Source organism: Curtobacterium sp. Leaf154, from assembly GCF_001424595.1.
GTDB lineage: Bacteria > Actinomycetota > Actinomycetes > Actinomycetales > Microbacteriaceae > Curtobacterium > Curtobacterium poinsettiae.
In genome coordinates this window covers 93,433-108,018 of sequence record NZ_LMOS01000003.1, presented here as the reverse complement: position 1 = coordinate 108,018, position 14,586 = coordinate 93,433, and the positions used below count along the sequence as shown (strand labels likewise).

Sequence of the window (14,586 nt, the reverse complement as noted above, 5' to 3'; positions counted from 1 at the left end):
CCGCCCGCGATGCGGGGGCTAGCCTGTGGAGATGCCACCCAGGAGGATCGAGGACGCCGACGGCCGCGCGGCACTGGCTGCGGTGCGCGGTGGGGAGACGGCTCGACCCGCCGTGGCGACCGCGGTGCGGTGGACCTTGCAGTGCTTGGCGGACGAGGTCCCGGGGAACAGCGTCGAGGTGCGGGTACCGCCGTTCGCTGCGATCCAGGCAGTCCCCGGCCCCCGGCACACCCGTGGCACGCCGCCGAACGTGGTCGAGACCGACGCCACCACGTGGCTGGCACTCGCGTCCGGCGAGCTGACCTGGGCAGAGGCGGTCGCGCAGTCACGCGTCAGCGCATCGGGATCACGCGCCGACCTGACGGCGTTCCTGCCGGTCCGGCTGCCCGCTCCCGGCGCCTGACACCGCTCGGACCCGGCATCGGCGGCGACGCCCGATCCGGCATCGGCGACGGACACCCGACCCGGGCGTCCGTGACGCCGCGCGGAGTCCGGCGCGAATTAGGTAGTGCCTACCGATGCGCCCGCATCGATCGCGTTCCTAAGCTTGAAGTCGCCGGGATTCGGACCCGACCCGAACGGGTCCGAACCCGGCGACAGGGACAAAGGTACGCGATGTTCCGCACGTCGTGTCAATCGCGGCGGCGTGTTGTGCTGCAATCCGCAACGTTCTTGCGTGCGCGACACGTGATGTCGAACGCGAAGCAGCCCCTCGCGGGGCGCCGAGCGCCCCCTGCCAGGTGCCGAACAGCCCGCGCCGGGCGCCGAGCAGCACCGGCCGGCCGTCCGCTCAGAGCAGCTCGGTGAGTTCCGACCGCGCGTGCAGGTCCCACTTCGCGAAGACACGGGACAGGTGCGCGTCGATCGTCCGCGTCGAGAGCCCGAGGGACTCCGCGATCCGCCGGTTGCTCAGGCCCTGTGCGGCGAGCTCGGCGACCTCGTACTCGCGCTTCGTCAGCGGTGGCTTGGACCGTCCGGCAGCCACCGACATGCCGTGGACCGCCAGCACGCCCTGCGCCGCGATCACCCGGGTCCGGTCGTCCGCCTGCACCGCGTCCGCGTACTGCACGATGGCGGCGGCGAGCGGCCCGTCGACGCGCGAGGCGGCGTCGCGCATCCGGTCGAGCGTGCCGGGGCTCTCGCGCCCGGTGAGCATGCCGACCGAGTAGTGCAGGGCGTACCCGTACATCACGTGCGTCCAGGACCCGTTCGCGGTGCTGCGTTCGATGATCTCGTCGGCGTGCTGCAGACCGGCGGGGTTGCCGAGCACGGACTCGGTCCAGGCGATGGTCACGGCGACCTGTTCACCGGTGATCCGCATCGCCCGCTGCGGCGTGGTCTTCGCACGTTCGAGCGCCCGGGCTGCGTCCTCCGGGTGCCCGGCATACGCGTGTGACATCGCCAAGCGGGCCCACGGGTACGCGGCGAACCCACCGTGGTCGGCGATGTCGTACCGCTCGCACGCCGCGGTGAAGGCCGCGATCGCGTCGTCCCATCGGCGCTGTCCGATGGCCAGGTTGCCCTGGCCGATGAGCTCGAGGGTGAAGTCGTACTTCAGGTAGGGGCTGGAACGTCCGGCGGGCACCTCGGTGATCAGGTCGTCGAGGTCGCCGCGCCACACCTGCACCTGGTGCAGGACGGAGGAGTTCTCGCCCACGCTCCACGGGGCTGCCTCGACGTGTGCCACCGCGGTGGCCAGTGCCCGGCGGCCCAGGGCTGCGGCGTCGTCGAGCCGGCCAGCGGTGGCCAACGCCATCACGGCGCACGGTGCGACGGCCAGGAACGACATCGGCATCGTCGGTGCCTGCACGATGCCGCTGCGCTCGATCTCGGCACGGACCTCGGCGAAGTCGCCGCCCCAGCCCTGGTGCGCCATCCGCAGCAACCGCAGACGCTCGACCGCTTCGTCGGACACCACCAGGTGCACGGCGGCGTCGGTGAGGGCGAGCGCGGCGGCGACGTCGTCGTCGTGGAACTGGCGGATGTTCGCCAGGATCTCGCACGCCTCGGTGACGGCCTCGTCGGTGACGTCGCCGACGTGCCGCTTCGCGATGCCCCACGCCGCTTCGGCATCGGCACGGCCGGCTTCGCGGCCGTCCGAGTACGAGTGCGCCAGCGAGCGGAGGCAGTGCGCCGTGACCTGCTCGGTCGGGGTGAGGGTCGTGCGGAGTGCTGCCGAGGCCAGGGCGATCCCGCTCTCGTGCTCCTGCAACCGCACGGCGACCTGTGCCGCGTCGAGCAGCTGGTCGACCGACGGTAGGACCCCGCACTCGAGCGACCACAGTGCGGCGCGCAGCCGTGCGGCGGGCGGAGCGCCCTCGGGCCGGTCGGTGCGGAAGGCGTTGGCGCGGGCGAAGAGCGCCGTGCGTCGGGCCACCGGCACCAGGGTCCGGATGACCTCGCCGACGAGCGGGTGCGACGGCCGGACGACCGCGGCACCGTCGTCGAGCGAGTCGATCCGGACGAGGCCGAGCGCGACGACCCGGTCGACGTCTCCGCCGGTGACCAGTCCGAGCAGACGGGCGAGCGGGATCGGGTCGGCGAGGGCCACGATGTCGACGACGTCACGCAGGTCCTCCGGCAGCGTCCCGAGCTCCGTGCGGTACATGTCCGCCAGGCTGTCCGACGCGGTCACCCGCCCACGCCAGTACCAGCCGCTCGCGGTGTGGTCGAGCGCACCGGAGGCCCGTGCTGCGCGCACCACCTCGCGCAGGTACAGCGGGTTGCCGGCGGTGGCCCGGTGCACGCGCTCCGCCGAGGCGTTCTCGAGCGGTGAGCCCAGCGCCTCGGCGACGAGCGCGGCTGTCTCGTGCAACGCCAGCGGCTGCAGGTCGATGCGTTCGAGCAGGTCGTCCTGCCACAGCGCGCGGAGCGGTTCGGGGAGCGCCGTGAAGTCGCGGCAGGTCAGGACGAGTCGCGCGCCCTGCCGACGGACCAGCCAGGCGACGTACCGCGCCGAGATCGCGTCCAGGTGGTCGGCGTCGTCGACACGGAGCAGCACGTCACGGTCGACCAGGTCCTCGATCGCCCGGAAGCGCTGCTCGGCACTCGCGTCGTCGGACAGCTCGGAGATCGAGGCGGGGAGTTCGCCGAAGCGCTCGACGACGGCGCCGAAGGGCATCGACCGACTCGCGGCGACCGCGGTGATCGGCACGACCACGGTGCGGCCGGTGCCGTCACGACCGGCGACCCGGTCGGTCACGCGAGCGGCGGCGGTGCTCTTGCCGAGACCGGGGGCCCCGACGATCGCGACGCTCCAGCGGTGCTCGGCCACGACGGCGACTGCGCGGTCCTCCTCGACGCGCTGCGCGACGGGCCAGGCGACGCGGGCGGGCGAGGTGGGTCGGCGACCGCGGGCGGGTGCCGTTGGTTCACGCACGCGACGCACCTCTTCCGCTTGGGATACTGACCAGTAGCGACCATCCTCTCCCGGATCGGTCGCAGCGCACAGGCCGCGGGACGTCCCACAGTGGGGGACAATGGACGGGTGAGCAACACCGATCAACCCGACGAGCAGCCGCTCCCCGCGCCGGCCCCGGCTCCCAGCGCGGTCGCCAGCCCCGACGAGGTCACCATCCGCCGTGCCCCGAAGTTCGGCGTGTTCATCGTCGGCGGTGCCGTGCTCGGCTTCCTCGCGACCCTCGTCGTGGTCGCCCTCACCATGAACCTCGGTGGTCAGCGGGACCAGACCAGCTTCGGCAGCCTGGTCGGCTACTTCAGCCTGTGGGGCGTCACGATCGGCGCCTTCGTCGGCGCGGTCGTCGCCGTCGTGTTCGACCGGGTCTACGCCCGGCGGTCGGCCCGCCTGACGGCGGAGCGCGTCGAGGTCGAACTCCCGCCCGAGACGGTCGACGGCGAGCTCGACGACCACGGTGACCAGCGGCCGTAGCCGCCCCCGATCAACGGACAGGAGGCCCGGTGCCAGCTGGCACCGGGCCTCCCGTCTGTCGTCTGGTCGCGTCTCGGACGCGACCTAGCTGAGCTGGTTGGCCTCGACCCAGGACAGGTACTCCGGGCTCACGGTGCCCGTGACGTACTCGCCCGTGAAGCAGCTCATCTCGAGGTCGGTCACGTCGGAGCCCTCGATGATGGCGTCGCGCATGTCCCCGACCTCCTGGTAGATCAGGTGGTCGCTGCCGAGCACGCGGTTGATGTCCGGGATCTTCCGGTCGTGCGCGATGAGCTCAGCGCGCGTCGGCATGTTGATGCCGTAGACGTGCGGGAACCGGACAGGGGGAGCCGCGCTCGTGAACGTGACCTCGTTCGCGCCGGCGGCCCGGGCCATCTCGACGATCTCGCGGCTCGTCGTGCCACGCACGATCGAGTCGTCGACGATCAGGATGTTCTTGCCCTTGAACTCGGACGACATCGCGTTGAGCTTCTGACGCACCGAACGCTTGCGCTCCGCCTGGCCCGGCATGATGAAGGTGCGGCCGACGTAGCGGTTCTTGTAGAAGCCCTCGCGGTACTCGATGCCGAGCTTCCGCGCGACCTGCATGGCGGCCGGACGGCTGGAGTCCGGGATCGGCATGACGACGTCGATGTCACCGGTCGGCGCGTACTGCTCGATGGTGTCGGCCAGGCGGTTGCCGAGGCGCAGACGTGCGTCGTAGACCGAGATGCCGTTCATCACCGAGTCGGGACGGGCCAGGTAGACGTACTCGAACGAGCACGGCACCAGGCGCGGGTTCTTCGCGCACTGGCGGGCGTGCATCTGACCGTTCATCTCGATGAAGACGGCTTCGCCCGGAGCGATGTCGCGGACGATCTCGTAGCCGCCGGACTCGAGCACGAGCGACTCGCTCGCGACGACCCACTCCGGCTGCCCCGCCTCGTCGAACTTGTGGCCGAGGATCAGCGGGCGGATGCCGAACGGGTCGCGGAAGGCCAGCAGCCCGTGCCCGGCGATGGTCGCGATCGTGGCGTAGGAGCCCTCGACCCGCTCGTGCACGCGCTCGACGGCGTCGAAGACCTGTCCTGGGTCGAGGTTCGCGCCGCGGACCTGGCCCTGCAGCTCGTGGGCCAGCACGTTGACCAGGAGCTCGGTGTCGCTCGTGGTGTTCAGGTGTCGACGGTCGATGTCGAACAGCTCACGCGTGAGTTCCCGCGTGTTGGTGAGGTTGCCGTTGTGCACGAGGACGATGCCGTACGGCGCGTTCACGTAGAACGGCTGGGCTTCTTCTTCGTTCGTCGCGGCGCCCTTGGTGGCGTACCGGACGTGCCCGAGCCCCATGGTGCCGAGGAGGGCACGCATGTCGCGGGTCCGGAACGCCTCGCGCACGTGCCCGCGGGTCTTGTGCATGTGGTGCACGTGACCCTCGACCGTGGCGATGCCCGTCGAGTCCTGCCCGCGGTGCTGCAGGAGGAGCAGTGCGTCGTAGATGGATTGGTTGGCGGGGCCCTGCGCAACAAGGCCGACGATGCCGCACATTCGCGGGTGTGCTCCAGATCAGTAGAATCGGGGGGTACCGCACAAGTCTGCCATGTCACCGCGAAGGACTCCGCATGCCCAACCCGTACGCCGAAGCCGGAGTGGACACCGCTGCCGGTGACCTGGCCGTCGAACTGATGAAGTCCGCGGTCGCGGCCACCCACAACTCCTCGGTCCTCGGGGGCGTCGGTGGGTTCGCCGGGCTCTACGACGTCTCGTTCCTGAAGGACTTCTCACACCCGTTGCTCGCGACCTCGACCGACGGCGTCGGCACCAAGGTCGCCATCGCGCAGGCGATCGACAAGCACGACACCATCGGGCAGGACCTGGTCGGCATGGTCGTCGACGACATCGTCGTGGTCGGCGCGAAGCCGCTGTTCATGACCGACTACATCGCCTGCGGCCGCGTGGTGCCTGGCCGCATCGCCGACATCGTCGCCGGCATCGCCCGCGGGTGCTCGGAGACCGGCACCGCCCTGGTCGGTGGCGAGACCGCGGAGCACCCCGGTCTGCTCGGCCCGGACGACTACGACGTGGCCGGTGCGGCGACGGGCGTTGTCGAGGCCGATGCCCAGCTCGGCGCGCACCTGGTGCAGGACGGCGACGTGGTCCTGGCGATCGAGTCGTCGGGTCTGCACTCGAACGGCTACTCGCTCGTGCGGCACATCCTGTCGACGCGGGGCGTCGGGTTCACGGACCAGCTGCCCGAGCTGAGCGGCGCCGGGTTCGGGGGCGCCGTCTCCGTCGGTGAAGCCCTGCTCGAGCCCACCCGCCTGTACACCGCACCGCTCCTGGCGCTCCTCGAGCAGCACCCGGGCGCGGTGCACTCGCTCTCGCACGTGACCGGTGGTGGCATCGCCGCGAACCTGGCGCGCGTGCTGCCCGTCGGCTCCTGGGTCGAGGTCGACCGCTCCACCTGGCAGCCGCTCCCCGTCTTCCGGGTCCTTGCGGACATGGCCGGCACCCCGATCGAGGACACCGAGGGCACCTGGAACCTGGGCATCGGCATGTTCGCCGTCGTCTCGGCCGGTGCCGCTGCCGAGGTCATCGCGTCGCTCGGTGCCGCCGGCATGCCGACGTGGCCCGTGGGCACGATCGCCACGTCCGCCCGTGACCTGACCGGCTTCGAGCAGGGCGCCAAGGGCGTCGACGGTGGCGCGGTCCGGCTCGTCGGGAGCTACGCGGGCTGACCTGACCTGCCGTGCCGTGCCGTGCGATGCCGCTGGCCCGTTCCGCCGCGCCGTGGTGCGTGCGGCGAGTGGTCACGAACCGTCGCCTGGCGGGCCTGCAACCGACGGTTCTTGACCGCTCGGCATCGTGTGCGCGGGGAGTCGTGACCACTCGAAGCCGGGGCCCGGGCGCGCCGATCGGTGCACGGGCGGACCCGGTGTCCGGGCGCACAGTGTCCGGCCACGCAGTGTCCGGACACGCAGAAACGCCGCGCTGCCCGGGGGCTGCGCGGCGCGACTACAAGAGATGTCAGGCGGACTTGTTCTGGTCTGCCTGGGTCTCGAACTCGTCTTCGTCTTCCGCCGGTTCCGGACCGTACTGGTCCGCCCAACGGTCGACGTAGTTCTCGTCGGAGTGTTGTCCGGCGGAGAGCTCCTGCTCGAGCGCACCGTAGTTCGTCTGCGGGCTGAAGTACTTCAGCTCACGGGCGACCTTGGTGTGCTTCGCCTTCTGACGGCCGCGCCCCATGCGTGACCCCCTCGTTCGGCTCTGGTCCGGTCCTGGCGAATGACGGAGGATCACTCGGGGAACCAGACGGTTCGTGGTTTGAAATCTGCCGATCACTCTACCATGTACCTCGATCTGGACGTCGCGCGACGGCTGGCCCGCACAGCAGAATCGAAGTGATGACGGAACCCCTCGAGACCCCGGTCGACCAGCACGCCCGCGTGGTGGTGATCGGCGCGGGGCAGGCGGGACTCTCGGTGGGATACCACCTGCGGCGCCTGGGGCTCGTCCCCGGCACCGACCTGGTGATCCTCGACCGCGCGCCGAGCACCGGAGGAGCGTGGCAGTTCCGGTGGGAGGCCCTGCGGCTCGGGGCGGCGCACCGGGTGCACGACCTGCCCGGGATGCGCGCGATGGGCCTGGAGTTCGACGACGCCGACCGGTCACGACCCGCGCGGGACGTCGTCGGCGAGTACTACCGCCGGTTCGAACAGCACTACGACCTGCGGGTGCGGCGGCCCGTGTCGGTGACGTCCGTCTCGCGCATCGGCGCAGTCGGCGAGGTGGACGGTGGGCTGTGCGTCACGACCCGGGGCGCCGACGGTACCGTCACGCGCATCGGCGCCGACGTGGTGGTGAACGCCTCGGGCACGTGGGGCACGCCCTTCGTGCCGTGGTACCCGGGGCGCGACGTGTTCCGCGGCCGCCAGGTGGACACGACCGAGTACCGCAGCGCCACCGACTTCGCCCGGCAGGACGTCGTGGTGGTGGGCGGTGGGACGAGCGCGATCGGGTTCCTGCTCGAGCTCGACGGCGTCGCCCGTTCGACGCGGTGGTTCACGCGGCGCCCGATGGTCTGGGCCGGGACCGCCTCGCTCGACGTCGAGTCCGCGGTGGCCGCCGTCGACGAACAGGACCGCGCCGCTCGCGCCGGCGAGGTCCTGCCGAGCATCGTCAGTGGTACCGGGGTCCCCGTGTCGCGACGGATCCGGGCCGGGATCGACCGTGGCGTGCTGCGCGACGAGCCGATGTTCGCGCGGATGGACGAGAGCGGCGTGGTGACCGGCGACGGTACCCACGTGCACGCCGACGCGGTGATCTGGGCGACGGGGTTCCGGGCTGACCTGCGGCACCTCGCGCCCTTGCACCTGCGGACCACGGCGGGCGGTGTGGTGGTCGAGGACGGTCGGTCGGCGGAGGAGCCGCGGCTGTTCCTGGCCGGGTACGGCCCACAGGCGTCGACCATCGGGGCGAACCGGGCCGGACGCCTGATCGCCCGCCAGGTCATGGACACGCTGGCGGCCTGAAGACGGAACCGGGACGCGCGGCTCAGGCGGGGAGGGGCTCCTCGATGCCACGACGACGTCGCGACGACTTGAGCACCAGGGCGTCGAGCGAGAACCGCCCGGGCCCGGTCAGCGCCACGGCGAGCGAGGCCACCGCGAGCACGAGCACGTACTCGAACCCGCCGTCCTGCGAGTAGAAGCCGGCCGAGCCGTGGGCCAGGACGCCGGCCACCACCATGTCGACGGCCAGCAGCACGCCGACGACGCGGGTCGCGACACCGAGCACGAGCAGGACGCCGCCGACGAGCTCGAGGCCGGCGACGAGGGGTGCCGCGACCTCGGCCAGGGGGACACCCATGCCCGAGAAGCCCTGCACCACGTTCGGGATGCCCTGGGCGAACTTCTGGGCACCGTGGGCGATGAACACCACCCCGAGGACGATGCGGAGCGCGGTCAGGCCGATGGAGGTCGATGTCGTTCGCATGGCCACGAAGGTAGCCGTTGACGCGTCATCGATCACCCTCGGACAGGGCACTGCCCGCGCTTCGCCAGAACATGCCCAGAGCATGCACAGACAGCGGTCCGCCGAAGGGCGGACTGCTTCTCAGGAATCGGCGCCGCGGCCCGTCTGCTGCTGGAGGCGGTCGATGTGCTCCGACGCCTGGGCCTTGGTGAGGTCGGCGGGGAGTTCCTCGCCGGCTTCACGGGCCAGGGTGTCGAGGTAGCTGCGCTGCGGCCCGGTCATCGGCTCGTCGCCGGTGACCCACTGCTCGGGGTCCTTGCTCGCGTCGGTGGAGGGGTCGGGTCGGGGGCCACCGAGGGTCTCGCCCTGGATCGGTGCGTCCGGGGTCTGCTGCTGGTCGCGGTCTGCGTCACTCATGTCCGCGAACGTACGCCGCACCCCCGGCACGACACGCAGCAGCGGCGTCCCCCGACCGGCCTCAGACCGCGGTGGCCGCGTACCGCACCAGGTCGGGCCCGACGGCACTCGTGGCGATCGGCACGACGCGGTCGTCGCGCCGGATCCAGATCGTCGCGGCACGTTCGTCGATGCGGTCGACCTCGTGCAGCTCGCCGTCGAGCAGCACCGACGCCGTGACCCGGACCAAGCCGCTCGCCGGACGCGGCGGCAGGCCCACCACATCGTCGCCGTACGCCGGGTGCTCACCGGGCTGCAGGAACGGTGACACCGGCGCGGTGACGACCTCGAGCCCCTCGGCGACGTCGGTCACCGCCACCAGGCGGACGGCCTGGTCGGTCGGCAGGGGCACGTCGACGACGGGCTCGGCGGTGGGCCCGGCCAGCGCGCGGAAGGCGGGCCGACCGTCGGGGGCGAGGTGGGCCTCCAGGCCGTCGATCCGGACGCGACCGCGCCCACGGGAGTCGGCGTAGACGCCGGGCTCGATGCCGGAACGCCGCGCCTCGAGCCGGGTCAGGACGACGCGGTCGGGGCGGTACCAGTCGCGGAGCGCGGCGGGGTCGACCCACCCGACGCTCGGGACCCCGCGGGAGAGCGCGGCGGACTCGTCGGCGGCGCGCTCGTCGACCGCACCGAGCGGGTGCTCGCCGCGCACGGCGACGAGTCCTTCGAGCGGGCTGCCGGCCGGCGGTTCGTGGTCGAGCACCTCGACGCGCTTCGAGACCTTGCCGCCGTGTCCGTCGAACGTGGCGAACGTCCGCAGGTCACTGATGGTCATGGGGCCACATGCTACGACTCGTCGGCTCCCCGTCGCGGCGGCGAGGGGACGAGGGCGTGGATCTCGCCCGTGCAGAGCGCGGGGTCGACGCCCTCGGCGGGGCCGGCCGGACGGGTCGCACGGCGCGGCTGGATGCTGTTGCGCTCGGCGGACCGGAGCAGGCGGTCCTCGGCTGCGCCCTCGGCCGACGACCCGGGCTGCGCTGGCCGGCGGAGCGGGGGCCGGACGGGCTCGCCGCGGCGCTCCTGGCCGGGCAGCGGGCGGGAGCGGCGGCCGTACAGCAGCTCGGACGAGTCGAGCAGCCACGGCACCAGGGCCACGGTGACGCCGTGCACGAGCAGCAGCTTCTTGCGGATGCGGCGGCCGCGGTGGTTGTGGAGCAGCCCCTCCCACCAGTGGCCGACGATGAAGATCGGCGTGTAGACGGTGACGACCTCGGAGCCGTGCTCGGCCCGGTGCGCCTTGATGTACTTGATCAGGGGCATCGAGATGTCGCGGTACGGGCTCGGCACGATCGTCAGCGGCACCTGGATGCCGTACTCCGCCCACTGGTCGCGCAGACGCTGGGACTCGGCGTCGTCGATGGCGACGTGCACGGCTTCGATGCTCGCGTGCTCGGCGGCGACCGCGTAGTCGAGCGCCTTGAGCACGGGCTTCTGCAGCTTGTTCACCAGGACGATGGCGTGGTCGCCGGTGGCGCCGAACTTCGTCTCGACGTCGGCCTCGATCTCGTGCGAGACGTCGCGGTAGTAGCGGTTCACGCCGAGCATGAGCACGTACAGCACCGGCATGATCAGGAACACGAGCCAGGCACCGTGGGTGAACTTCGTGATCGTGACGATGACGAGCACCACGAAGGTGAAGGTGGCACCGATCGCGTTGATGGTGCGGGAGCGGACGACCTGCCCTCGGTTCACGGCAGGGTCGCCGTCGGGCACCGTTCCGTCGCGGTCCGCCCGCAGCAGCCGCGTCCAGTGCACGACCATGCCCGTCTGCCCGAGCGTGAACGACACGAAGACACCGATGATGTAGAGCTGGATCAGGCTGGTGACGTTCGCCCGGTAGACCACGAGCAGGGCCGCGGCGACCAGGGCGAGGACGATGACGCCGTTCGAGTAGATGAGGCGGTCGCCGCGGGTCGACAGCGCCTTCGGGGCGTACGAGTCGCGCGCCAGGATCGAGCCGAGCAGCGGGAACCCGTTGAAGGCCGTGTTCGCGGCGAGGAGCAGGACCGCCGCGGTCGTCGCCTGGATCACGAAGAACAGCACCGAGTTGTTGCCGAACGTCGCCGCCGCGATCTGCGCGATCAGGGAGCGCTGCGGCGTGGTCGCGCAGTTCGCGAAGCCCTGCAGGTCGCAGGCGCGCTCGGCGTAGTGCACGTGCGACACGAGCGCCAGGGTGATGAGGCCGATGAACAGGACGATCGCGATGCCGCCCATCGCGACCAGGGTGGCCTGCGCGTTCTTGATCTTCGGGCGACGGAACGCCTGCACGCCGTTCGCGATGGCCTCGACGCCGGTCAGGGCCGAGCATCCCGAGGCGAAGGCACGCAGGAGCAGCAGGATGAACGCCGCCTGCGTCGTGTGCTCCACGTTCTGCACGGTGTACGCCGCGGACTCGGCGACCGGGGCGTTGCCGGCTGCGACCCGGACGAGCCCGGTGACGACCATCACGAACACGCTCGCCACGAACAGGTAGGTCGGGATCGCGAAGGCCTTGCTCGACTCGCGCACGCCGCGCAGGTTGGCGGCGGCGAGCAGCACGACGAACAGCAGGGCGAGCTCGACGCGGAAGTGGTCGAGCATCGGGAGCGCCGAGATGATGTTGTCGACACCGGAGGCGACCGACACCGCCACCGTCATCACGTAGTCGACGAGCAGTGCGCTGGCGACGACCAGCCCGGCCTTCTCGCCCAGGTTCCGGTGCGCCACCTCGTAGTCGCCACCACCGGACGGGTAGGCCTTGATGAGCTGCCGGTACGAGGCGACGACCACGACGAGCAGCAGCACGACGAGTGCGGCGACCCACGGCGCGAACGTCAGGAAGGCCATGCCACCGAGCAGCAGGATCATCAGGAGTTCCTGCGGCGCGTACGCGACAGAGGACAGCGGGTCACTCGCGAAGATCGGCAGGGCCAGGTGCTTCGGGAGGAGCTGTCCTTCGAGCTTCTCGGAGGGGAGGGGATCCCCGATCAGTCGCGCTTTCAACGACCGGATCTCGTTCGTCACGAGCGGCAAACCTACTCAGTTCCGGGCGCGAGTCAACACGGTTCCCCCGCCGCACATTCCCGGTCGGCCGCGGGCGCTCGGCGGCGGCTGCTCGGTACCCACTGCGGTTGACGCAGCGTCAAGCAGTACAGTCGCGAGCATGAGCGCATCGACAGGCACCGACGAGGCAGCTGCGAAAGCACCCCACGCCATCGCCGAGGTGGCGCGTTCCGCCGGTGTCTCGAGCCGGACCCTGCGGCACTACGAGGCGGTCGGACTGCTGCCGGCCACCGCCGTCGGAGCGGGTGGACTCCGGCGCTACGACGACCACGCACTGGTCCGGCTGCAGCGGATCCTGCTGCTGCGCGGGCTCGGCTTCGCCCTGCCCGACATCGCGCGACGACTCGACGACGAGGGCGACGACGTCGCGGCACTCACGGTGCACCTGCGATGGCTGGAGCACGAGCGGGACCGGCTGGCCCGGCAGCTCGCGGCGGTGCGCACCACCGTCGCGCGCGTCTCGCACGGGGAACCCCTGACGGCGTCCGACGCGTTCGCCGGCTTCGCGCCGACGCGGCCGTCGGCCGACGACCCAACGGTTGCGGGGCGGTGAGCTTCCGTGGATGCGTCGGTCGCGACCGCGGGCGGACGACGGCCGGGAGGCCCTGGTCGCCACCGCCTGTCGGCCGCGGGCCGTCAGAGCGACTTGCGCAGGGCCTCCAGGCCGTCACGCAGACGCGTCACGGTGTCCGAACCGAGCGTGCCGCGGGTCGCGCGACGACGCAGGTCCGCGCGCACCTGCTGCCGGAACGACGACAGTGCCATCTCGAGCTCGCGCAGGGCGCGGGCGCTGTCCGAGGGGACGGACACGGGCTCCTCGGTGGAACCGGTCGCCGGGCTCTCGGCCGCGGCGGCCAGGTCGGCACGGAGCGAGCGCATGGCCTCGCCCACCGAGGCGCGCACGCCGTCGGCCAACGACTTCACCGAGTCGCTCAGGCCGGACTCGACCGCGGCGATCTCGTCGGCACGCGCCGCGAGTTCGGCGCGACCGGCGTCCGTGATCGCGTAGACGGTCTTGCGGCCGTCGGCGGTCTTGGAGACCAGGCCGTCGTCCTCGAGCTTCGCGAGCCGGGGGTAGACGGTGCCGGCGCTCGGCACGTAGGTGCCGCCGAAGCGGTCGCCGAGTGCCTGGATGAGCTCGTAGCCGTGCATGGGGTGGTCTGCGAGCAGGACGAGCAGGTAGAGACGCAGGTGGCCGTGGGCGAAGACGGGACTCATTCGGGCACCTCGCTGTCGTTCGTCGGGGTGGTCGGAGCCGTCCGCGCCGTCGGCGTGCTCGGCGCAGTCGCCGGCGGCGTCGGTGCGGCCGGCGCCTCGGCGACCGGCGGGGCGTGCAGCACCGCGATGTCGCCGGACACGGAGTTCACCCGCAGGTCGAGCCACTGGCCGGACAGCTCGCCGCCCTGCTTGACGTACGAGCCGCGCACGCCGCGGATCTCGGCGTCGTCGAACTGCAGCCTGCCGGTCGCGGTGTTGACCGTGCAGTTGTAGGCGACGCCGTCCTCGAGCCGGACGCTCACCGCGCCGGACACCGTGTTGATGCGGGCGGACTCGGGGACCCCGTGCAGGTCCAGCACGACGTCGGCAGAGACGCCGTCGGCCTGGAACCGGGGGATCTCACCGGTGGCCACGACGTCGCCGGAGACGGTGTGCACCGTGAGGGCGCCGTCGAGGTCGCGGATCGTGGTGGCGCCCGAGACGGCGTTGACCGTGACGTCACCCGCGACGCCGTCGACCACCAGGTCGCCGGACACCGTGTTGAGGGTCGCGCCGCGGTTCGTGCCGGAGAGCAGCGCACCGGCCGAGACGACACCGAGCGTGATGCCGGCGTCGCGGGGGACCAGGATGCTGACGTCGGCGTGGGCCTTGCCGCGGAAGGACTTCAGGAACCCGATGGGGTCGTCCCACCGGACCTGGGGGTGGTCGACGGTGAGCGTGTCGCCGTCGACCTCGACGAGCATCTGCTTGCCGGACACGCTGTGGATCTCGACCCGTGCGGTCGGCTCGTCGTGCGCGACGACGTCCACCTGTCCGCCGACGAGACCGACGCGCACAGTGCGCACGATGCCGGTGTCGATGACCTTGGGCTCGTCGACGAGCCACTTCTCCTGCGCCATGGTGCCTCCTGGAACTCGCGATGTATCGTGTCTGTGGAGGTCACGCTATATCGCGACTCGGCGCTCCGCAAGGGTGCCGGGCGGATGGTGAGCAGAAGTGGTCGGGTGGGG

The 14,586-nt window shown here is 71.5% G+C and carries 14 protein-coding genes; 5 read left to right on the top strand and 9 right to left on the bottom strand.

The annotated features are described in order from the left end of the window. Positions 1-31: 31 nt before the first annotated feature. On the top strand, positions 32-403 hold the full coding sequence (locus tag ASF75_RS05195; protein ID WP_031259311.1) for a sterol carrier family protein: 372 nt from the start codon (positions 32-34) through the stop codon (positions 401-403). 387 nt (positions 404-790) lie between these two features. On the opposite strand, the gene ASF75_RS05190 is transcribed toward ASF75_RS05195, so the two are convergent. Beyond that, positions 791-3,379 carry a helix-turn-helix transcriptional regulator gene (locus ASF75_RS05190; RefSeq protein WP_156155332.1) on the bottom strand — a complete coding sequence of 863 codons (2,589 nt, stop codon included), beginning with the start codon at positions 3,377-3,379 and terminating at the stop codon, positions 791-793. Positions 3,380-3,487: 108 nt separating this feature from the next. Between ASF75_RS05190 and ASF75_RS05185 the strand changes: the two genes are divergently transcribed. Continuing rightward, positions 3,488-3,889, top strand: a complete 402-nt coding sequence (locus ASF75_RS05185; protein ID WP_017886252.1) for a hypothetical protein — start codon at positions 3,488-3,490, stop codon at positions 3,887-3,889. Positions 3,890-3,973: 84 nt separating this feature from the next. Here ASF75_RS05185 and purF read toward each other — a convergent pair whose 3' ends face one another. After that, positions 3,974-5,431 (bottom strand): amidophosphoribosyltransferase, encoded by a 1,458-nt coding sequence (gene purF, locus ASF75_RS05180; protein ID WP_042539088.1) that lies wholly within the window; start codon positions 5,429-5,431, stop codon positions 3,974-3,976. Between the two features lie 74 nt (positions 5,432-5,505). Here purF and purM point away from each other — a divergent pair, with 74 nt between their 5' ends. After that, positions 5,506-6,621 (top strand): phosphoribosylformylglycinamidine cyclo-ligase, encoded by a 1,116-nt coding sequence (gene purM, locus ASF75_RS05175; protein ID WP_056069361.1) that lies wholly within the window; start codon positions 5,506-5,508, stop codon positions 6,619-6,621. 289 nt (positions 6,622-6,910) lie between these two features. Here purM and ASF75_RS05170 read toward each other — a convergent pair whose 3' ends face one another. Continuing rightward, the gene (locus tag ASF75_RS05170; RefSeq protein WP_017886249.1) at positions 6,911-7,129 is read right to left on the bottom strand and encodes a DUF3073 domain-containing protein; all 219 of its coding nucleotides are present in this window, start codon (positions 7,127-7,129) and stop codon (positions 6,911-6,913) included. A gap of 158 nt (positions 7,130-7,287) precedes the next feature. Here ASF75_RS05170 and ASF75_RS05165 point away from each other — a divergent pair, with 158 nt between their 5' ends. Beyond that, positions 7,288-8,415, top strand: a complete 1,128-nt coding sequence (locus ASF75_RS05165; protein ID WP_082509460.1) for an NAD(P)-binding domain-containing protein — start codon at positions 7,288-7,290, stop codon at positions 8,413-8,415. A 22-nt stretch (positions 8,416-8,437) separates the two neighbouring features. Here the strand turns inward: ASF75_RS05165 and ASF75_RS05160 are convergent, their stop codons facing one another. From ASF75_RS05160 to ASF75_RS05145, 4 genes are all read right to left on the bottom strand, one after another. Next, on the bottom strand, positions 8,438-8,878 hold the full coding sequence (locus ASF75_RS05160; RefSeq protein ID WP_056069356.1) for a DoxX family protein: 441 nt from the start codon (positions 8,876-8,878) through the stop codon (positions 8,438-8,440). Between the two features lie 120 nt (positions 8,879-8,998). Beyond that, positions 8,999-9,274, bottom strand: a complete 276-nt coding sequence (locus tag ASF75_RS05155; protein WP_017886246.1) for a DUF3072 domain-containing protein — start codon at positions 9,272-9,274, stop codon at positions 8,999-9,001. Between the two features lie 61 nt (positions 9,275-9,335). Further along, positions 9,336-10,091, bottom strand: a complete 756-nt coding sequence (locus ASF75_RS05150; protein WP_017886245.1) for a hypothetical protein — start codon at positions 10,089-10,091, stop codon at positions 9,336-9,338. 11 nt (positions 10,092-10,102) lie between these two features. Continuing rightward, positions 10,103-12,328 carry an APC family permease gene (locus ASF75_RS05145; protein ID WP_017886244.1) on the bottom strand — a complete coding sequence of 742 codons (2,226 nt, stop codon included), beginning with the start codon at positions 12,326-12,328 and terminating at the stop codon, positions 10,103-10,105. 130 nt (positions 12,329-12,458) lie between these two features. Between ASF75_RS05145 and ASF75_RS05140 the strand changes: the two genes are divergently transcribed. Beyond that, on the top strand, positions 12,459-12,911 hold the full coding sequence (locus ASF75_RS05140) for a MerR family transcriptional regulator (protein ID WP_056069352.1): 453 nt from the start codon (positions 12,459-12,461) through the stop codon (positions 12,909-12,911). Between the two features lie 83 nt (positions 12,912-12,994). Here the strand turns inward: ASF75_RS05140 and ASF75_RS05135 are convergent, their stop codons facing one another. Together ASF75_RS05135 and ASF75_RS05130 are read right to left on the bottom strand one after the other, a co-directional pair. Further along, complete coding sequence (locus tag ASF75_RS05135; protein WP_017886242.1) at positions 12,995-13,576, bottom strand: PadR family transcriptional regulator; 582 nt, start codon at positions 13,574-13,576, stop codon at positions 12,995-12,997. Next, a complete protein-coding gene (locus tag ASF75_RS05130; RefSeq protein ID WP_042539081.1) occupies positions 13,573-14,475 on the bottom strand; it encodes a DUF4097 family beta strand repeat-containing protein in 903 nt (300 codons plus the stop codon). Before ASF75_RS05130 ends, ASF75_RS05135 begins: the two co-directional genes overlap by 4 nt. Positions 14,476-14,586 lie beyond the last annotated feature (111 nt).

Bases quoted from the DNA above. Each gene is read 5' to 3' on its own strand.
- ASF75_RS05195 (WP_031259311.1), top strand. From the start codon at position 32: ATGCCACCCAGGAGGATCGAGGACGCCGACGGCCGCGCGGCACTGGCT.
- purF (WP_042539088.1), bottom strand. From the start codon at position 5,431: ATGTGCGGCATCGTCGGCCTTGTTGCGCAGGGCCCCGCCAACCAATCC.
- purM (WP_056069361.1), top strand. From the start codon at position 5,506: ATGCCCAACCCGTACGCCGAAGCCGGAGTGGACACCGCTGCCGGTGAC.
- ASF75_RS05170 (WP_017886249.1), bottom strand. From the start codon at position 7,129: ATGGGGCGCGGCCGTCAGAAGGCGAAGCACACCAAGGTCGCCCGTGAG.
- ASF75_RS05165 (WP_082509460.1), top strand. From the start codon at position 7,288: ATGACGGAACCCCTCGAGACCCCGGTCGACCAGCACGCCCGCGTGGTG.
- ASF75_RS05160 (WP_056069356.1), bottom strand. From the start codon at position 8,878: ATGCGAACGACATCGACCTCCATCGGCCTGACCGCGCTCCGCATCGTC.
- ASF75_RS05155 (WP_017886246.1), bottom strand. From the start codon at position 9,274: ATGAGTGACGCAGACCGCGACCAGCAGCAGACCCCGGACGCACCGATC.
- ASF75_RS05150 (WP_017886245.1), bottom strand. From the start codon at position 10,091: ATGACCATCAGTGACCTGCGGACGTTCGCCACGTTCGACGGACACGGC.
- ASF75_RS05140 (WP_056069352.1), top strand. From the start codon at position 12,459: ATGAGCGCATCGACAGGCACCGACGAGGCAGCTGCGAAAGCACCCCAC.
- ASF75_RS05135 (WP_017886242.1), bottom strand. From the start codon at position 13,576: ATGAGTCCCGTCTTCGCCCACGGCCACCTGCGTCTCTACCTGCTCGTC.
- ASF75_RS05130 (WP_042539081.1), bottom strand. From the start codon at position 14,475: ATGGCGCAGGAGAAGTGGCTCGTCGACGAGCCCAAGGTCATCGACACC.